The organism is Gammaproteobacteria bacterium, from assembly GCA_029862005.1.
In the GTDB taxonomy this organism is placed as follows: domain Bacteria; phylum Pseudomonadota; class Gammaproteobacteria.
This window is the reverse complement of record JAOTYD010000005.1, coordinates 22261-41994: the sequence shown is the minus strand read 5'-3', so window position 1 is coordinate 41994 and position 19734 is coordinate 22261. Positions and strand designations below refer to the sequence as shown.

Annotated in this window: 18 protein-coding genes; 5 read left to right on the top strand and 13 right to left on the bottom strand. The window is 59.6% G+C overall.

The window, feature by feature from the left end:
• Nucleotides 1-34: 34 nt before the first annotated feature.
• On the top strand, nt 35-304 hold the full coding sequence (locus tag OES20_05065; GenBank protein ID MDH3634059.1) for an Lrp/AsnC ligand binding domain-containing protein: 270 nt from the start codon (nt 35-37) through the stop codon (nt 302-304).
• Here the strand turns inward: OES20_05065 and OES20_05060 are convergent.
• The 13 genes from OES20_05060 to OES20_05000 form a co-directional block, all read right to left on the bottom strand.
• The gene (locus OES20_05060) at nt 301-999 is read right to left on the bottom strand and encodes a fumarylacetoacetate hydrolase family protein (GenBank protein MDH3634058.1); all 699 of its coding nucleotides are present in this window, start codon (nt 997-999) and stop codon (nt 301-303) included. The two genes, OES20_05065 and OES20_05060, sit on opposite strands and share 4 nt — an antisense overlap.
• Nucleotides 1000-1021: 22 nt before the next feature.
• Nucleotides 1022-2068, bottom strand: coding sequence for a gentisate 1,2-dioxygenase (gene gtdA / locus OES20_05055; protein ID MDH3634057.1), 1047 nt, complete (start codon nt 2066-2068; stop codon nt 1022-1024).
• Between the two features lie 17 nt (nt 2069-2085).
• The gene (locus OES20_05050; protein ID MDH3634056.1) at nt 2086-3270 is read right to left on the bottom strand and encodes a 3-hydroxybenzoate 6-monooxygenase; all 1185 of its coding nucleotides are present in this window, start codon (nt 3268-3270) and stop codon (nt 2086-2088) included.
• A 154-nt stretch (nt 3271-3424) separates the two neighbouring features.
• On the bottom strand, nt 3425-4846 hold the full coding sequence (locus OES20_05045; protein ID MDH3634055.1) for a 1-acyl-sn-glycerol-3-phosphate acyltransferase: 1422 nt from the start codon (nt 4844-4846) through the stop codon (nt 3425-3427).
• A 1-nt stretch (nt 4847) separates the two neighbouring features.
• A complete protein-coding gene (locus tag OES20_05040; protein MDH3634054.1) occupies nt 4848-6188 on the bottom strand; it encodes an alpha/beta hydrolase family protein in 1341 nt (446 codons plus the stop codon).
• A 177-nt stretch (nt 6189-6365) separates the two neighbouring features.
• On the bottom strand, nt 6366-6944 hold the full coding sequence (locus OES20_05035; GenBank protein MDH3634053.1) for a hemerythrin domain-containing protein: 579 nt from the start codon (nt 6942-6944) through the stop codon (nt 6366-6368).
• 170 nt (nt 6945-7114) lie between these two features.
• The gene (gene pcaF, locus OES20_05030; GenBank protein ID MDH3634052.1) at nt 7115-8317 is read right to left on the bottom strand and encodes a 3-oxoadipyl-CoA thiolase; all 1203 of its coding nucleotides are present in this window, start codon (nt 8315-8317) and stop codon (nt 7115-7117) included.
• A complete protein-coding gene (locus OES20_05025; protein MDH3634051.1) occupies nt 8314-8763 on the bottom strand; it encodes a MaoC family dehydratase in 450 nt (149 codons plus the stop codon). The genes pcaF and OES20_05025 overlap by 4 nt, the downstream gene beginning before the upstream one ends.
• 16 nt (nt 8764-8779) lie before the next feature.
• Nucleotides 8780-10285, bottom strand: coding sequence for a 3-hydroxyacyl-CoA dehydrogenase (locus OES20_05020; protein ID MDH3634050.1), 1506 nt, complete (start codon nt 10283-10285; stop codon nt 8780-8782).
• Entirely contained in the window at nt 10282-11073 is a 792-nt protein-coding gene (locus OES20_05015; protein MDH3634049.1) for an enoyl-CoA hydratase-related protein, read from the bottom strand. Before OES20_05015 ends, OES20_05020 begins: the two co-directional genes overlap by 4 nt.
• 67 nt (nt 11074-11140) lie before the next feature.
• Nucleotides 11141-12568, bottom strand: coding sequence for a benzoyl-CoA 2,3-epoxidase subunit BoxB (gene boxB / locus OES20_05010; GenBank protein ID MDH3634048.1), 1428 nt, complete (start codon nt 12566-12568; stop codon nt 11141-11143).
• 20 nt (nt 12569-12588) lie between these two features.
• On the bottom strand, nt 12589-14247 hold the full coding sequence (gene boxC / locus OES20_05005; GenBank protein ID MDH3634047.1) for a 2,3-epoxybenzoyl-CoA dihydrolase: 1659 nt from the start codon (nt 14245-14247) through the stop codon (nt 12589-12591).
• Nucleotides 14244-15209 (bottom strand): helix-turn-helix transcriptional regulator, encoded by a 966-nt coding sequence (locus OES20_05000; protein MDH3634046.1) that lies wholly within the window; start codon nt 15207-15209, stop codon nt 14244-14246. Before OES20_05000 ends, boxC begins: the two co-directional genes overlap by 4 nt.
• Nucleotides 15210-15336: 127 nt before the next feature.
• On the opposite strand from OES20_05000, the gene OES20_04995 reads away from it, so the two are divergent.
• From OES20_04995 to OES20_04980, 4 genes are all read left to right on the top strand, one after another.
• Nucleotides 15337-15801, top strand: coding sequence for a DUF4863 family protein (locus OES20_04995; GenBank protein ID MDH3634045.1), 465 nt, complete (start codon nt 15337-15339; stop codon nt 15799-15801).
• A 61-nt stretch (nt 15802-15862) separates the two neighbouring features.
• On the top strand, nt 15863-17434 hold the full coding sequence (locus tag OES20_04990; GenBank protein MDH3634044.1) for a benzoate-CoA ligase family protein: 1572 nt from the start codon (nt 15863-15865) through the stop codon (nt 17432-17434).
• The gene (locus OES20_04985; GenBank protein MDH3634043.1) at nt 17431-18270 is read left to right on the top strand and encodes an alpha/beta hydrolase; all 840 of its coding nucleotides are present in this window, start codon (nt 17431-17433) and stop codon (nt 18268-18270) included. Before OES20_04990 ends, OES20_04985 begins: the two co-directional genes overlap by 4 nt.
• A 217-nt stretch (nt 18271-18487) precedes the next feature.
• Nucleotides 18488-19675, top strand: coding sequence for an ABC transporter substrate-binding protein (locus tag OES20_04980; GenBank protein ID MDH3634042.1), 1188 nt, complete (start codon nt 18488-18490; stop codon nt 19673-19675).
• Nucleotides 19676-19734: the final 59 nt, after the last annotated feature.

Below are 19734 nucleotides of genomic sequence, written 5' to 3'. Positions count from 1 at the left end.
ATGACGGGTAAATCGATCGGCGGAGGAGCCCGGTGTGGTTACATTCATCGTTTTAATTAACGTCAAGAAAAACAAGATTACCGAGGTGGCGGAACAGCTAGCGGACATGGCCGAAATCTCGGAAGTCTATTCGGTTACCGGCATTTACGACCTGGTTGCGATTGTTCGCACCAAAACCAATGACGATGTTGCCGAACTGGTTACCAGTCACTTCGGCACTATCGACGGGATCAAGAAAACCGACACCATGCTCGCGTTTAAAACCTTTTCCAAGCACGATCTGGAGTCGATGTTCTCGATTTAGCGCCGCGGCCCGATGGTTGTCGTCAGCTTACCGAGCCCGCCAATTTCAACCACGCAGACGTCACCCGGTACTAACGCTCCGACACCGGCCGGGGTGCCACTGTAAATCAGATCGCCAGGTCTGATTTCCATGCTACGCGACAAAATCGAAATCTGCTCGGGGATATTCCAGATCATTTCGCTGAGATCGGCGTCCTGGTGGATCTCGCCGTTGACGTAGAGGCGAATCATGCCATCGGCCGGATGACCGACCTCGGCGACCGGGTGCACTGGCCCGCATACCGCGGAGCGATCAAAACCTTTGCCGAAATCCCATGGCCGTCCCATGTCGCGCGCCTTGAGCTGCAAATCGCGCCGGGTCAATTCATTGCCGATGGCGTAACCCCAGACGTGTTCGAGTGCGGCCGCCTCGTCTATGTCGATTCCACCCCGGCCCATGGCGACCACCATTTCGGCCTCGTAGTGCAGGTTCTCGGTTGCGGGCGGGTAGGGCACGGTGGCGCCGTCGTCTACCAACGCGTCGGCCGGCTTGCTGAAGAAAAACGGCGGTTCGCGCTCGGGATCCTTACCCATTTCCCGTGCGTGCGCGGCGTAGTTACGCCCGACGCAAAAAATCCGTCTTACCGGGAAGCGTGCGTCGGCACCGGCCACCGCCACCGACGGCACCGCGGGTGGATCGAAAACATACTCAGTCACTGTGTGCTCCATTGTTCATTGTTTATGTTTCGCGCTGTTCGCGCCAGAAGCCGAGTTTTTCCTGCGCTACCCGGTCCGAGTAGCTGAACAGGACCGACTCCTCGTCGACCTCGTGCACGATTCGTTTCCAGCTTGGTACGACAAAAATATCCTTCGGGCCCCAGGCGAAGGTCTGATCATCGATGGTGCTGCGCCCGTGGCCCTCGGTGACGGCGAATACGGTCGCATCGGTGCTGCGATACGGTTTGGTTTTAAAGCCCTTCGGTAATAACTGCAGAAACGGCGCAATCGTCGGCATTGCGAAACCGCCGTCAACCGGATTAACGTAGCGCATTTTCAGGCCGTGGCAGGGATCCCATTCATCCTGCCGCTGCATCGAGTCCAGCGCCTCGCGCGAACGGGCGTAAGGGTAGTTGAAAAGGGGCGAGGCCAGTTCCTGCTGGCGATAGTCAACCGGCAGCATGTTGGCGCCATAGCGCGCCAGGCTATCACCGGTCGCACGCGCCACCGGTTGTTCGTCGGCGTCGTAGCCTTCGGCGAAAGACGCATCGAAAAAACTCGCCACCGGGATATCGAGGCCGTCGAGCCAGATCATCGGCTGCTCGCTTTCGTTGCCGTGATCGTGCCAGGCCCAGGGCGGGGTAATGACAAAATCGCCATAGTGCATGATCGTACGCTCACCGTTGACCGCCGTGTGGGCGCCGCCGCCGTCGAGCACCAATCGCAGTGCCGACTGGCTGTGCCGGTGTGCCGGGGCGACCTCGCCGGGTAACACCAGCTGTAATCCGGCGTACAACGATGTGGTGATTCTCGATTGACCGCGCAGACCTGGATTCTCGAGTATCAGCACGCGCCGCTCGGCTTCTCTGGCGGTAATCAATTCACCCGCTTCGAGCAGCCATTCACGCGCCTGGTCGAAGCGCCACAAATGCGGCAGGCAAGGGCTTTTGGGTTGCGGCGTGATGATGTCAGCGAATACCGCCCATAGCGGGGTATAGGCTTCAGCGTCGATTTTGCGGTAAAACGCGAGGCGCTCGGGGGTCTCTTCGGGTTTTTCGGTTAATGACATATCTGACTCCGATGGCGTCAACTATCCAGGCCGGTGCCGCCGTAAAGCCAACCGAGCTTGTCGTACCATTGCGTGGGCGTCAAGGCCGACATGATGTGATCGCGAACCTCGGCGGTGGCGCCGGCGGCGTGATAAATGTATTCGCCGATCAGGCGTGAATCGAGTTGTACCCGCGCGGTGCGCACGCGACGCTGGCGCGTATACCGTTCGAGCGCGGTCTCGATATCGTCGCCATGCTGTTCAAACATGTGGCTCAGGCAAACCGCATCTTCCATTGCCATGCACGCGCCCTGGGCGAAGTATTGCAACATCGGGTGGGCGGCATCGCCGAGCAGCGCGACCCGGCCGTCGGCCCAGTTCAGGATCGGGTCGCGATCGCATAGAACCCAGAGTTTCCAGTCTTCCCCGTGCTCGATGATTTGCCGTGCCCGCGGGTGTATATGCTCGAAACCCTGGCGTACCTCCTCCTTGTCGACCGGTTTGCCCGCAACCGCTGCGGTGACGTCGTTGTGATAAGTCACGACCAGGTTGAAGACTTTCCAGCCTTTCAACGGGTAGTGCACGATATGGCACTTGGGGCCGGCCCAAAGCGTGGCCGCGTTCCAGCGTAAATCCTCGGGCATTTGCTCGGTCGGGATCACCGATCGATAGGTCGTGTGCCCGGAGACGCGCGGTTCGCCGTCGCCGACCAATTGCTGACGCACGTCCGAGCGCAGGCCATCGGCTCCGATCAAAGCACTGCCATCGAGCCTTGCCTGGCCGGCGCATGATACCTGCACCGACGCGCCATCTTGTGCATAAGCGACCACCTGGTGGTGGGTGCGTAGCTCGATCAGGTCGCTCGCGCGACAGGCGTCGAGCAGGACACCGTGTAAATCGGCACGGTGCACCACGGCATACGGATTGCGAAAATGTTCGCGGAATGCATCGTCGAGCGGAATCGCCGCGATCTGTTCGCCGCCGACCGCGTCCATCAGTCGCAGGCTGTCGATATAAACTGCTATCGCACGTGCCTCGTCGCCGACACCGAGATAATCAAAACAGTGAAATGCATTCGGACCGATCTGGATGCCGGCGCCAATTTCGCCGATCTCGGGCGCGCGCTCGACCACAATCGACGTGAATCCCTTGCGCGCCAGACCGAGCGCGGCGGCCAGGCCGCCAATACCACCGCCAGCGATGATAACGGGTAAGGCACTCATTTGTGTCTTATGCTCTGCCTGTTCAACATTCGTAATCGGGTTTTATCCTGCGGTGCCGGGAACATGATGTCAAATGCCTGCAGCAAGTATGGCAGGCGTGGCCGAGTCGGTGGGGTTGCGTCCAATCCGTCGTTACGCCAGCGCGTCGCAACCATCAGTCCTCGACCGGTTCGAAGTGATGTGCTATCGATTTCGCGTAATAGGCAACCAGTGCCTGTTTGTCGGGATTGATCCAGTATTTTCCGCCGGCCTGATGCCGGATCATTCCCCTGAGCAGGGTCAATTCGATCGCGTGCTGCAAAGCATACTGTGCGCTCGAGCGCGGCAGGACGATAAAGGCATTGCGTGCGCGAGCGTGGTTTAGCGCCGCTTTAAAGGCACCCAGCAGTTCGACTTTATCCAGCCCCTGTTGTGGCGCCTGCTGCAGCACCCAGCACAGGGTTGCCACCGGCGGTACCGGAATCAGAGCGCTCACTGCGTTCATCAACTCCTCACCGAATCGATTCAACCATTGAAAACGTTGCTCGCGATCGAGCGCTGGCCAGTCGACTTCATGCTGCTCGAGCCACTTGCGAAACGATACCGGGCGGCCGAAATTAGCGCAGGCGTATCCGAACGAGCGGCGCTGCAGCAAGACTTCGGCGAGCGTACGCAGACCAAATTTTATACCCGACCAGACCACGAAGGGCTTTCCTCTTGCCTTGAATTCAGCCGAACTGACGCGCAGCATGTTGTTGTCTTCGGCCACGCGATCATAGTTGGTGCCGATAGGTATGACCACGATGTCGGGTGAAGTCGTCGGATCGAAGTGCCTGGTAACATAACTGAACAGGCCGAATCGGGCGGGTTGCAGGCCACCGTCAGGCGATAGCGCGCCTTCGGGAAAGATCGCGTGCGGTACCCTGGCCGCGGTAGCCAGCTGCACGTAGCGTTCCAACGCACGGCGGTACAGTAAGTCATTCGAATCGCGCTTGATAAAATAACCACCGGCGCTACGCATTAACTGGCGCACCGGAAAAATACCGGACCATTCGCCGACACCGAAAGATAACATTGTGCGCTGCGACGTGAGGTAGGTAACCAGCAGGTAGTCCATGTTGGTGCGATGGTTCGACAGGAAGATGACGCTGTCGTCGCTGCTGACGGTTTCCAGCGATGCCTCGTCGATAAAGCCGATCGACACCCGGTAAAACCCGCGCAGCATGCCGCGCGCAAGGCGGTAACCGACACGGAAGTAAAAGTATGGATTGAACGCCGGCACGATTTCGAGCGCGATCCGGTGCAGCCTTTCGCGCAGGTCTTGCAGCGTCATGCCTTGACTTTCGGCGATTTCCGTGGCCGCCTCTAGCAGTTGTGGGTCTGTCGCCAGCTGATCGGCCAGTGCGCGATAACGGGTCAGTGTGAATGGCGACAGTTTCAGTTGTAGCTGCGGGTTGACCTCGTGAAACGCCTGCCGTGACCAGCGATTCCAGACTTTGAGCCATAGCGGAATCAGCAGCTGGGTCAGCAGCGTCGGCAGCGCCACTAACACCAGCAGCAGCAATAACCAGAGCGGAATGACGACAGGTTCGGTCATTTCAAGTCAGCCCTTTTACCACCTGCTGGAAATGCCGCAGCGGCGCATCGTTGCGCGTTAACGCGATCGGCAGGGAAAAATGACCCTGCGGCCAGACGAACCGGTTCGACGGCGGCACCTGCCAGCGATCGAGTAATTCCAGGCCGCCGCTGAATGGCGTTGCCGCGTCCCTGGTGCCCAGCACGGAAACAATGTTGGCTGCAGCTACCGAGGGTTGCGCCGGCGGATTCAGCGCACGCAGGTACTCGGCTACCGTGGTGACGCTCCAGCCTGCCTCGTGCTTGGCCTTGAGCGCACCGAACAATTTTGCGATAGAGCCATGGATCAAGGCATCTTCCATCTTCGAGCAATGCATGATCAACAACAACGCGTCGGGCCGCAATGCCTGCGGCCAGTTGGCTGCCGCTCCGGTCAACAGTTGTGCTATCAACGCACCCAGGCTGCTGCCGCCCATGGTCACCGGCCCGGTAGAACTGCGCCGGCACCAGTCCATCAGCACGGCACGCTCGGCGACCGCGGCGGTAAATGTGTCGAGGACTCCGAGCGGCGAGGTTGCGCTGATGTATTCGCCACCGTAATAGCCCTGGGGTCGGCGGCGTCCGTGAAACGGTGCCTCTGGACGCACCACGCGAAAACCGAGACGGCACAGCACGTCGACTTCGTCGACCAGTCCTTCGAGGTAATCAAATTCGACACAAATACCATGCCCGTAAATAATCGTGGGTGGGTTGTTGACGCCGGCCGGCTCATGCACCCGGGCATAAACCAGGTCGCCGGTGCGTTGCGACGGCGATTGAAATCGAATCCAGTATTGCCTGCCGTCGGCGGCATCGAATCCCCGAGACTGCTCAACCGGCGGCATTGCCGCGGGCAGCGTGAAATAAGCTTGAGGATCGGCGCGAATCCCACCGTACAGTGCTTCGACCTCGGTCTGGGAAGGAATGACGTAACGCGAGGTTTGCGGCTTGAAGCGCAATAAAAAGCGTAAATCGCCGCGCCTCATGTTATGTGCCTGATGCGCATCCTTGCGCGCCTTTTCGATGGCGACGAGATCAGAAGCGGTCGGCGCATTGTCCCCGAAAAAAGCACACCGCCAGGCGGCGTCGATGGCGTTTACCCGGGCGCGAGAGACTTCGAAGCGAAACAGTACCTTGCCGAGGCGCTGGTACCGGCTGTCGCCGAGCTCGAATTGAGCAATCTCGACGAATCTGGCCACCGAGCCCTGTGCCTCGTCCGCCACTCCCCACAAGCGCGACAGGGGCAGATACCAATTGCGCAGAAAATATATCGACGCCGGGTCGAACCAGGGCAGCGTGAACAGGCCGCCGAGCGGGCCGCGCATCCACGTGATTGCGCCGGTTTCCGCGGGTAGCTTGTGACCCGTTATGAGGTCGCTGATATTTTTAATTTTTATTGCTTGTCTCCTCGCCGGGCAGGGCAGGGTCAGAACAAACCTCCGCTACCTGAATCGGGGTTGATTTGCCGGGCTAAACCGCGCCTCCATCTCTATCGATCGCAATCACTTCCACTCCTCACCAAGGCCCAGCGGCGCGGGCAGCCGGTTAATCAAATGGTTGAGCAAATCCGAAAATTCGTTATTCCACTGCTGGCCAAACATCGGATCCACATTCTCTTCGAAAGCGGCATCGATCTCTTCCCAGTCCGCGGGCTCGAGCACCTGCCGGGCACGCTCCAGCACTTCGTCCTCTTCCTTTTGCGCGTGCCTGCGCTCGAAGTCGCAATAGGCCAGAACCGTGTCGCGAAAATGGGGGTACTCGGCGTCGCCGGAAAACTCGTAGGCCGATAGCGCCTTGAGCATTGCGACCAGAAGAATTTCGCCCTCGGTGTGCTGCTGACCGAGTTCCCGGACCAGGTTTTCGGATTCGGGAGCGCGCGCCAGCAGTCGGGGAAAAAGATATTGATCTTCCTTGGGATGATGGTAGCGATCGAGAAAGCGGTCCAGATAAGTCAATAAGCCGTGAAAAATAGGGAAGTCCGGTTGCTTGCCGCTGTCGATTTCTTCCACCAGTTTTTCGAGGCTATATAACACTGCGCCGAGGTTGTTATGTTCCCGCTTGATAATCAAGATCGCGCGCATCAATTGCTCCTGACAAAGGATTCGAAATTTAAACTTACCACAATGACCACCATACCAGCTTGATAAAAATCACCTTAAATCAGGCGTTACCGGGAAATATGCCGCCGAAGGCTGAAAACAGGAATGCAACCCAGATCTTGAGCCAGGACGTTTGCTGCATCGGGTCGGGATTAAACCCGCTCGACGATGACTGCAATACCCTGGCCCACGCCGACGCACATGGTGCACAGCGCGTAGCGCCCGCCGCTGCGCTGTAACTGGTTGACGGCGGTGGTAACCAGGCGCGCGCCGCTGGCGCCGAGCGGATGACCGAGGGCGATGGCACCGCCGTTGGGATTGACCCGCGGATCGGCATCGTCGAGCCCCAGATCGCGCAGCACGGCGAGACCCTGCGCGGCAAAGGCTTCGTTGAGTTCAATCACGTCTAGCTGTCCCAGCTCCAGGCCGGTCAGTTCGAGCACCCTGCGCGTCGCCGGCGCAGGGCCCATACCCATGATACGCGGCGCCAGACCCGTGGTGGCCATGCCGAGCACGCGCGCCCTCGGTATCAGGTCGAATTTTTTGACGCTGGTCGCGTCTGCGAGCAGCAGTGCGCAGGCGCCATCGTTGATGCCAGACGCGTTGCCGGCGGTCACGGTACCATCGACGCTAACGATCGGTTTCAGCGCCGCGAGTTTATCCAGGTTGGTTTCGCGGGGATGTTCGTCGCTGTCGACGCTGACCGCAGCGCCTCGGCGTTGCGGTACGCTGACCGGCGTAATCTCGGCGTCGAAGAATCCGTCGTCGATTGCGCGGGCGGCGTTTTGCTGCGAACGCAAGGCCATTTCATCTTGCGCCTCACGCTCGATTTTAAATTCGCGGGCCACGTTCTCCGCGGTCTCTGGCATCGAGTCGATACCAAAACGTTCCGTCATCAGTGGATTGACGAAACGCCAGCCCAACGTCGTGTCATAAATTTCGTTGCCGCGGCTGAATGCGCTCTCGGCCTTGGGCATGACAAACGGTGCGCGGCTCATGCTTTCGACGCCGCCGGCAATCATTAATCGCGCCTCGCCGCACTTGATCGCGCGTGCGGCACTGCCGAGCGCGTCCATACCCGAGCCGCAGAGGCGGTTAATTGTCGATCCAGGCACGCTTTCGGGCAACCCGGCCAGCAACAGCGCCATGCGCGCAACGTTGCGATTATCCTCGCCGGCCTGGTTGGCGCAGCCCAGTATAACGTCGTCGACCGCGGCCCAGTCGAGGCCAGGATTACGCGCCATCAGCGCCTGCAGCGGTACGGCAGCGAGATCGTCGGTGCGCACCGATGCCAGGGCCCCGCCGTAACGGCCGAACGGGGTGCGGATCGCATCGCAGATAAACGCATCGTTCATGCCTTGTCCTCGTCGGTTAAATCGAAAAAGCTGGTGGCCTCGAGTTCGAGTACCTCGATCTGTTGCTGGTTAACCAGGTGCCAGCGCCAGTGCAGAATACCAAGTTTCGGGGACTTCGACGACCGGCGCACGTCAAGCACCTGGACCCGTAGCGACAATGAATCGCCCGGGCGCACCGGCGCCGGCCACTTGACGTATTCGAGGCCGGGAGAGGCGAAAGACTCCGAGCCTTTCAGCGCGGTGTCGACGACTAGCCGCATCGCGATGGCACAGGTGTGCCAGCCGCTCGCGATCAGGCCACTGAAACGGCCCGTGGCCGAAGCTTGCGTATCGGTATGAAACCATTGCGGATCGTAAGCCCTGGCGAATTCGATAATTTCGGCCTCGTTGATCTCGTAAGGACCGGCCTCGAGTCTTTGCCCCGGATGGAAATCAGCAAATTTCACGAGCGCAGGGCGGCGATCATCTTTTCGGGGTTTGCCACGCGAGTTGGCGCAGCCACGGGCTTACGCGGTAACGTTCGCCGCGATAAAAGTCGTCCAGAGCATCGAGCAGACATACCACTGCGTGAACATTCCAGGCGGCCAACCAGGCGAATGGGCCCGCCGGGTAATTGACCCCGAGTTGCATTGCCGTGTCGGCGTCGGCCTCGCTGCATACGCCCTGATGCACGGCATCGGCGGCTTCGTTGATCAGCATCGCGATCGTGCGTGCGACCACCAGGCCCGGTGCATCGGCAATTTTCAGCGGCGTGAAGCCGCATATCGCGAGCCAGTCGGGCACTGCTTGCAGCCATTCGTCGGATGAGCGCGCGGCATGACTCCAGGCGAGTACGGCGCCGGTTTCGTCGCTCAGGGGAAAATCGAACACGGCGACATCGCGACCGAGTTCGGCCGCAGCACGGCCGTCGGTCAGGCGCAGCCGGGCGCCGTCGACCTGCAGGCCGGTCCACTTGCTCTCGGTATTTCGCTCGAAGCGGCATCCGTGTTGTTTCAGGGCGGCGGCAATGCGCTCGGCGATCGGGTTGTCGCCACGCACCGCGAGATTTTCACTTGATGGCGGTTGCCTCGGCGCAGCATAAGACGGTGACTCTATTTTTTTGCCACTCTTATGATCGTAAAAACCAAGCCCGGTCTTGCGCCCGAGCAGGCCGCCGTCGACGAGGCTCTGTTGCAGCAGCGACGGGACGTAACGTTTATCGTAATAATTGGCCTCGTATACCGATTTTGTCACCGCTAGATTAGTGTCGTGACCGATCAGGTCCATGAGTTCGCATGGCCCCATGCGAAAGCCCGCACCGCGCAGGCACGCATCCAGCTCGGCTGGCGTCGCCACCTGTTGCTGTAACAGTGCGAGGGTTTCGGCATAGAAGGGTCGCGCGATGCGGTTGACGATAAATCCCGGGGTCGAACTCGCGTGCACCGCGGTCTTTCCCCAGGAAACCGCCAGTTCGGCGATCGTGTCCACCGTCGACGACGAGGTTTGCAAACCGCTGACCACTTCGACCAGCCGCATCAGCGGCACCGGGTTGAAGAAATGCATGCCGACGCAGCGCTCTGGATGGTCCAGGCCGTTGGCGATCGCGGTGACCGACAGTGACGACGTATTCGTCGCGAGAATACAATCCTGGCTGACGATACCCTGCAACTGCTGCAGCAACTCGTGTTTGGCGTCGAGTTGCTCGGCGATCGCCTCGATCACCAGCCTGGCGTCGGCGGCGTCGCCGAGATTGTCGATCGGGATAATGCGTTCGAGAGCCTGGGCGGCATCGGCGCTGTCGAGCTTGCCTTTATCGACCAGCTTGTCGAAGGTTGCTTTCAGGCGATCGCGCGCGTCGGCAGCCGTGCCCGCTTGCAGATCGTATAACAATACCCTGTGCCCGGCCTGCGCCGCGACCTGGGTGATGCCGACACCCATGATGCCGGCACCGACGACGAGCACCGGGTCCAGGTCCTTGCGTTGTGTCATTTGGGAATCCAGTCGGCCGGGCGTTTGTCGAAGAAAGCGGCAAAACCCTCGCGTGCCTCGTCGCTGCCGCGAACACGGCTGATGGTTTGCGCGCTGTGTTCGCGAACCTCGTCGGTAATCGGACCGACTTCGAGCCCGGCGAAGTAGTCCTTGATTTCGCGATGCGCATTGGGTCCCCCAGCCAGTAATTCATCGAGGATTGCATCGATTGCCACATCGAGCTCATCCGGCGACGTGACCTGGTGCACCAAACCCAGTGTCAATGCTTCAGCGGCACGGATGCGGGTTGTGGTCAGGGCCAGCCGGCGTGCGTGACGCTTGCCGACCGCGTTGATCAAGTAGGGGCCGATGGTGGCCGGCAGGATACCGAACTTGGCTTCACTGACGGCAAAGCTCGCGTTGTCAGCGGCAATCGCGATATCGCAGGAGCAGACCAGACCTACACCGCCGCCAAGCGCGGCTCCCTGTACCCGGGCAATGGTAGGCTTGGGGCAGCGGTCGATGCGGTCGAGCATTGCCGCGAGTCGGCGGGCATCCTCGAGGTTCCATTCGACCGTGGCCTCGCTGGCGCGTTTCATCCACGTGAGATCGGCGCCGGCACTGAAATGTTTGCCCTCGCCCGCGAGCACTATAACGCGCACCTTTGCGTCGGCACCGAGCTGCTCGAAGGCCGTATCGATTTCGGCGATCATGGCCTCATCGAAAGCGTTGAATACGTCCACGCGCACCATCGTGATTTGCGCCACGCCGTTGCGGCGCTGGCTGATTTCCAGGTTTGATTCGCTCATCGTTGGGTCTCCTACTCGCAAGTCGATAGTAAATCGAATGCGGTGACGCTGTCGACCCAGAGTGATCTCAACTAAATCGCACGTATTCGAAATCGACCGGCTGGTTATTGATCCCAAGCGCCGGCGGTGCAATCCAGTGCGCAAATTTGCCCGGCTCGACCACGCGCCCCATCAAGCTGGCAACAAACGCGCGGTCTTCGTCGGTCGGCAACCACTGCGCGGCCTGCTGATTCCACTGATCCCGGCTCAGAACCTGACCATCGGGGCTGATCGACGTACCCGTGAGCGCGCCGATTTTACGATGGAATGCCTTGTGCGGCACCTTGAGCTGAAACGGCAGGCTGGCGTTTTCGATGACACGATTCCAGCGTTTGACCCCCGACGCGGCCTCACGGATGTAATCGTCGCGCAGCACTTCGTTGAGCGCGTTTAACATCGGCACCTGTTTTTCCACCAGCTTGCCATCGCGTACCTCGAGCACCGGGTAAAAATCATCTTTTAGCAGGTGATCGTCCTTGCGCTTGCCCTCCGCAAAGCGGCCCTTGAGTCCGGTCGAGTAATATATCGCCGCATTACTCGATTCGTCGGCGCCAAACAGGTCGACGGTAACGCTGAAGTGGAAATTGAGATAGCGCTGGATGGTCGGTAAATCGATCACGCCGGCGGCACGCAACGCGGCCGGATCGTCGCTTTTCAGGTCATTCATGACATCGCAGGTACGTTCGATGATGCGCGCCACGCCGGTCTCACCGACAAACATGTGGTGCGCTTCCTCGGTCAGCATGAACCGCGTGGTGCGCGCCAGCGGGTCGAAACTCGACTCGGACAGGGCGTGAAGCTGATACTTGCCGTCGCGGTCGGTGAAATAGGTAAACATGTAAAACGCCAGCCAGTCGGGCGTCTTTTCGTTGAAGGCCTGCAGGATGCGCGGGTTGTCTTCCTCGCCGCTGCGGCGCTCGAGCAGGGCTTCTCCTTCCTCGCGGCCGTCGCGGCCGAAATACTTGTGCAGCAGGTAAACCATGGCCCACAGATGACGGCCTTCTTCGACGTTGACCTGGAACAGGTTGCGCAGATCGTACATGCTCGGCGCAGTCAGCCCGAGGTGGCGCTGCTGTTCGACCGAGGCTGGCTCGGTGTCGCCCTGGGTGACGATGATGCGGCGCAAATTGGCGCGGTATTCGCCCGGCACGCTTTGCCATGCGTCTTCACCCTTATGGTCGCCGAAATGGATTTTTCGGTCCTCTTTGGACGGGTTCAAAAATATTCCCCAGCGGTATTCGGGCATCTTGACATAACCGAACTGCGCCCAGCCGTCCTTGTCGACGCTGGTTGCGGTGCGCAGGTAAACGTCCATGTCCTGCGATTCCTCGGGTCCCATGTCCTGCCACCATTCAAGGTAGTTGGGCTGCCATTGTTCGAGCGCGCGTTTGAGCGCGCGGTCCCCGGCGAGGTCCACGTTGTTCGGGATTTTTTCGTTGTAATCAATGGATGACATTTTATTACTCTCTGGTTGGTTTAGACCCGGTTCCAGTCGAACTGCGATTTTTCACCGGTACCGTAAACTTTGAGTGCGCCGCTGTCGCCGACCGCGTTCGGACGCTGGAAGATCCAGTTTTGCCACGCGGTAAGGCGACCGAATATTCGGGTCAGCATGTTTTCACTGCCGTTGAAGCGCAGGTTTGCCTCCATGCCGGTGAGCGCATCCGGCGACATCGCCACGCGCTCTTCGATTGCGATACGAACCTCGTCTTCCCAGTCGAGATCGTCCGGATTGCTGGTCACAAGCCCGAGATCGAAAGCGGCGTCGGCATCCAGCGGCTGCGATATTTCCGCGTGCGCGGCTGCTAGCGCGACCTGCTCGCGATAAAAGCGACGCTCGAGGCGGGTTTCGCCGGTGATCATGGGATACAGGCCGAAATTGGCCTCGCTCAACGTAATCACCGGTGCCGCGGCCTCGTCGTCCGGCAGCGCCAGGTGGTAGCTGCGATCACAGGCCAGAGCCAGCTCGAACAGCGTGCCGGCAAAACAGGAGTCCTCGTCAATCAGTGCAAACAGGCTGCGCGACGATACATCGAATCGACTCAAGCTGCGCCGTAAAAAGCCGATGGTTTCGCGCACCAGCCAGTGATCGCGGAATTCGAGCAGGGTGGCGTCCATTGCCAGCATCGCCTGCGTCTCGCCGGTGGTGCGTATGATCCAGGTGCCTAGAGCGAGCTCGTTGGTGCGCATCGAAAGAATGGCGTCGTCGAGTTCGCGCGCGAGTACGAGCGGGTACCAGTCAGCACCGGCGGCCTCGATCGCGGCAATATCTGTCAATGGCTCACCTTTGGGGGCGTTGACGGTAAAGGTTGCGGTGCGCGCCGTGCGATTCATTTCGACTTTAACTTGCGAGTAACGCAATGCATCATCCTCGATACTGCGTTGCAGCGGTGTCAGTTCAATCCCGGCGGCAACGGCAGGGCGATCGCTTTGTTCGGCCAGCGCCAGCGCGCGCTGGCGCACGGTTGCGTCGAAGGCGGCGGGTTTGGCGATTTCGTCGACCAGGCGCCAGTCCTTGGCGCGCTGGCCACGCACGCCCTCGGTGGTGGTGCAAAAGATATCCGCGAGGTCATGGCGCACGTGGCGCTTGTCGGTGACTCGAGTCAATCCCCCGGTTCCGGGCAGGACGCCAAGCAGCGGCACTTCGGGCAGGCTGACGCTGCTCGAGCGGTCGTCGATCAGAATTATCTCGTCACAGGCCAGTGCCAGCTCGTAGCCGCCGCCGGCGCAGGCGCCGTTAACCGCGGCAATAAATTTCAGTCCGCTGTGGTGCGAAGAATCCTCGAGGCCGTTGCGGGTTTCGTTGGTGAACTTGCAAAAATTGACCTTCCACGCGTGGCTGCTGGTACCGAGCATGAAGATATTTGCGCCGGAACAGAAGATGCGATCCTTGAGACTCGTAATCACGACGCTGCGCACCTCGGGATGCTCGAAACGGATACGGTTTATCGCGTCATTGAGCTCGATATCGACACCGAGATCGTAGCTGTTGAGCTTGAGCTTGTAGCCGGGACGCAAACCGCCGTCTTCGTCGAAGTCGGCCTGCAGCGTTGCTACCGGTCCATCGAAATTCAGTTTCCAGTGCCGGTACTGCGAAGGGTGGGTTTGATAGTCGACTCGATCCGAAGCGATCACGATCTTATCTCCTCGATAGGTTGCTGATTGAGTACTGAATCAATACTCGTGTTTTGCCCAATCCGGCCTGCCAGACCGCACAGCTGTTTAAATGTCCGCTGCAGCGGCAGTTCACTGGTATCAAGCTGGTGCTGTGCCCTGGCGTAAAACGGCGAGCGCGAGGCGAGGATGTCCTTGAGGTCCTCCATCGCTTCGCTGCTGCCCGCCATCGGGCGCAGGTCACCCTGTTCGACCACGCGTTGCATGTGATCTTCTGGTTTTGCCTGCAGCCAGACGGTGTGGCAACTGGACAGCAGCAGGTCGAAGGTCGACGCATCGGATACCAGTCCGCCCGGAACGGCGATGACCGCAGTGGGGTCATGCTCGATGACTTCCACCAGTGCGCGGTGCTGGTAGCGGCGAAAGGCGTCAGTGCCGTACAGATCCTGTATTTCGCCGATCGTACACCCGGCCAGTTTTTCGATGCTGCGGCTCAGTTCGATAAATTTACAGTCCAGGTGCTGCGCCAGCATCGCGCCCAGGGTCGATTTGCCGGCGCCACGCAGGCCGATCAACGCGATCCGGCTGCTTTCGGAATATTCATTCTCGCCGCTATCCAGCATCTCACCGGCGGCAATACGAATTCTGCGCAGCGTGTCTTCATTCTGGTTTTTTAACAGCGAGCGCAGCAGCAGCCATTCGGGCGAACGGGTTGTAAAATCGCCGATCAGTTCGGCCAGCGAACAGTGCAGCGCAGCCGCGACCTGTTCCAGTACCAGCACCGAGACGTTGCCTTCGCCGTATTCGAGGTTGGCCAGGTGGCGTTGCGATACCCCGGTGGCCAAGGACAGCGCTTTGCGGGTAATCTCACGGCGCTCGCGTAGCGCGCGCACCCGGTCGCCCAGCTCGATCAGCAGGCGATTGCCATCTGCACTGCGAGGATTACCCGTTCGTGCGCCGGCGGATTTTGTTACGCTATTCATCGACTAGCCATATAAAATGCAATATAATGCCATTTCTTGGTGAAATAGAGAAATATTATGCACAATAATTCATATTTGTTCGCCAGGCAAGTAAAATAACGAATCCGGGCAACGGGGAGGCCGCACCATGAGCGATACCGAATTACGTCAACAAATAGCCGATTTAACCCGCCAGATCGCGGGTAAAAGCCTGAACGAGAACCTGCAAATCTGGCTCAACCGGGAGCACGGAGTCGGTAGCGATACCTTTCGCAATCTCGAGCGGATCTGTCGCCAGGGCGTCACCGAAGGCTGGTTATGCCAGCATGAGGCCGGCGGGATACGCTACGGTCGAGTATTCAAGCCGGCCGATGACCTGCAGGATTTCTCAGTCGATGTCGTCGACATGGACAATGTCGTCGGTCCGCATCATGCGCACCCCAATGGCGAGATCGACCTGGTGATGCCGCTCGAGGGCGAGGCCCGGTTCGACGATCATCCGGCCGGATGGGTGGTCTACCCGGCCGGCAGCGCCCATCAGCCGACGATCTCCGACGGACGCGCATTAGTGCTGTACCTGTTACCGGGTGGCAGCATAGAATTTACCCGATAACAAATAATTTCGGCCCGGGCCCCGCGCCGGGTCGCGACCCGACCGACTGCTGGAGGAGCGCATGAATAGCGAAGACGTCAAAGCCCCGGGCGAGATATTCAATTACGCCGGGTATCTGCTCGAACTCAACCAGGGGCGGGCACAAAAAACCGCCTATATCGATGATGCTGGTACGCTGAGCTACGGCGACCTCGCCAACGACGTGCGCCGTGTCGCAGGTGCACTACTCGCTGCCGGTCTGCGTCGTGAAGAACGAGTACTGCTGCTGATGCACGACTGCAACGACTGGCCGGTTGCGTTTCTCGGTGCCATGTATGCCGGTATCGTGCCGGTTGCGGTCAACACGCTGCTGCCGGCGGACGACTACCGTTACATGCTGCAACACAGCCGCGCACGTGCCGCGCTGGTCTCGAGCGCGCTATTGCCGGTGCTACGCGAGGCCATGCAAAGCGGAAATCACGAAGTCGAGTCGGTTATCGTGTCGCGGCCAGATGGCGATCTGGCAGCATCCGAAACGGCCTTCGACAACTTTATGCAGCAGGCGCAAGCGCTCGACCAGGCGGTGGCCACCAGTCCTGATGACCCCGGATTCTGGCTGTATTCGTCCGGCTCGACCGGCAAGCCCAAGGGCACGGTGCACACCCATGCCAATCCCTATTGGACCAGCGAACTCTACGGTAAGGGGGTGCTGGGCATTACCGAGGTGGACGTCTGTTTTTCGGCAGCCAAGCTGTTTTTTGCGTACGGGCTCGGCAATGCCCTGACCTTTCCGCTATGCGTCGGTGCGTCCAGCGTGTTGCTCGGCGGCCGTCCGACACCCGACGTCATATTTCAACGCCTGATCGATCACCAACCGACCCTGTTTTTCGGGGCGCCGACCGGGTATGTAGCCATGCTGGCCTATGCGGATAAGCCCGCACGCGAGCAGCTTGCATTGCGCCTCGCGGTTTCGGCCGGCGAGGCTTTGCCAGCCGACCTGGCGCAGCGCTTCAGCGATCAGTTTGGCGTCGATGTGATCGATGGTATCGGCTCGACCGAGATGCTGCACATTTATATTTCGAATCGTCCGGGCGCGGTGCGTCTCGGATCTTCGGGTTATCCGGTGCCGGGTTACGATATCGAGCTGCGCAGCGACGATGGTTTGGCGGTTGCGGCGGGCGACATTGGCGATCTTTACGTGCGCGGGCCGAGTGCAGCCCTGATGTACTGGAACAATCGCGACAAGAGTCGCGAAACCTTTCAGGGCGAGTGGACCAAGAGCGGCGACAAGTACGTGCTTAACGACGACGGCAGCTTTACCTGCTCGGGACGCAGCGATGACATGCTGCGCGTCAGCGGCATGTATGTGTCACCGTTCGAGGTCGAGGCCACGCTGGTCGAGCACCCGGCGGTGCTCGAATCGGCGGTCATCGGCAAAACCGACGCCGATGGGCTGGTCAAAACCAAGGCCTTCGTCGTGCTTGCCGAAGACCAGCAGGCCAGTGCCGAGGATCTGCAGGCCTTCGTCAAGGATCGACTGGCGCCGCATAAATACCCGCGATATATCGAGTTCGTTGACGAGTTGCCCAAGACTGCCACCGGAAAAATCCAGCGCTTCCGCCTGCGCGAGCGCGAGGCCGCCGCGAGTACATGAGCGCGGCGGTCGAGTTCGTAACGCTGCGCCTGCAGGAGCCACCGCAACGGATCGAATATCAGTGGGTTGGTAGCAACGATCGCGCCGCGCCGCTTATAGTTTTCCTGCACGAAGGCCTCGGCTCGCGCGCGATGTGGAAGGATTTTCCCTTGCAGCTGTGCGCCCGCGCCTCGTGTCGCGGACTGGTTTATTCGCGACCGGGTTACGGTCGTTCGTCGCCGCGCGCCGTCGATGAGCGCTGGGGGGTCGATTTCATGCACTATCAGGCCTACGAACTACTGCCAGCCTTGTTGCGGGCACTCGATGTCGATACCGCAACCGAGCCACCCTGGCTGTTCGGTCATAGTGACGGCGGCTCGATTGCACTAGTGTACGCGGCGCGCTTTTCACAACGGCTGGCCGGTGCGATCGTGCTTTCGCCGCATATCATGGTGGAAGACATATCCGTCGAAAGCATTGAACTGGCACGCCAGGCCTATCTCGAAACCGATTTGAAACAGCGCCTGTCGCGCTATCACGACGATCCCGATTCGGCCTTCTGGGGCTGGAACGATATCTGGCTCGATCCGGCATTTCGTGCCTGGTCGATCGAAGACGAAATCGACGCAATCGAATGCCCCGTGCTCGCAATCCAGGGCCTCGACGACGAATACGGAACCCTGGCGCAGATTCACGGCATCGCCGCCAGCGTCGACCAAACCGAAATCATCGAGTTACCCGATTGTGGCCATTCACCGCACCGCGACCAGGCCGAGGCATTAATTCGCCACGCGGCCGGATTTATCGCGCGCAACCGGCAACAGCCAGTTACCACGGAAACCCGGGTATTAACCTAATCGGACGATCTATTCGGTAATATTTTGAGGTAAGATATAGCGTTAATGTGATTCCGTGATGCTACGACGCGCAGGCGACGGCGGCTACACGGAAATAATAATAGCGATATCTGGCAATCCGGAATCGATTTTTGACAAACCAGGCATGATAATGCTCTGGCTGTTGTACCAGGAGGCGCTCGTCGCAGGTCGCCACTAACCGAAGAGGAGATATAAGATGTTTCGAAAAATAATTACTACCACAATGATCGCGGCCGCCGTGCTGGCGACCGGATCCGCGCAGGCAGCGAAGGTCAAGATCGGCTTTGTTACGACGTTGACTACGCCCGCGGCCGTTATCGGTGAAGACATGAAAAACTCGGTCGAACTGGCGCTTGAGCACATCGGCGGCAAAATGGGTCCGCTCGACGTCGAGCTGATCATGGAAGACGATGGCTTCAAGCCCGATATCGGCAAGCAGAAAACCGACAAGCTGGTGAAGCAGGACGACGTTGATTTCGTCACCGGTTACATCTGGTCGCACGTGCTGCTGGCGTCGGCGAAGTCAGTGCTCGACGCGGACAAGTTCCTGATCAGCGCCAACGCCGGTCCGTCACAGATGGCTGGCAAGCGCTGCCACAAGAATTTCTTTTCGTCGTCCTGGCAGAACGATCAGACGCCGATGGCAATGGGTGAGCACCTGAACCAGAAAGGCGTCAAGTCGATCTACGTCATGGCGCCGAACTATGCCGCCGGCAAGGACATGGTGCGCGGTGTCGAATCCACCTTCAAGGGGAAGGTTCTGGGCAAGGACATGACCAAGTGGGGTGCTGATGCCCAGCTTGATTTTTCCGCCGAACTGGCCAAGGCTAAATCCTCGGGTGCGGAAGGCATATTCGTCTTTTACCCCGGCAAGGCCGGCGGTGCCTTCATCAAGCAGTACCAGCAGGCCGGTTTGCAGGGCGAGATGGACCTTTACTCGGTATTCACTGTCGATTCGATCGCGCTGCCGAAACTGCAGGCGGCCGGACTGTCCGGCGTATTGGGATCGAAGAATACCCAGGAATGGTCGCCCGATATCCTGAATGCGGCCAACCAGCGCTTCGTCAACGATTATCTGGCGAAACACGGCAAATACCCGTCTTTCTACGGTGCGCAATCCTACGATGCGATCATGCTGATCAAGAGCGCGGTCGAGAAGGTGGGTGGCAATCTGAAAGACAAGGATGCTTTGCGAGCGGCGCTGATGGAGGCCGACTTCGATTCGGTGCGCGGCAAGTACAGCTATGGCAAAAACCATATGCCGATCCAGAACTTTTACCTGCGCGAGGTCGTCGAGGACTCCCAGGGTCGCTGGACTACGAAGATCGTCTCGACCGTCCTGACCAACCACCAGGATCCCTACGCCAAAGATTGCAAGATGTAAACTGAACCGAAGCGCCCGGTTCCAAACTGAACCGGGCGACTCCGTTTCCCTACCGATTC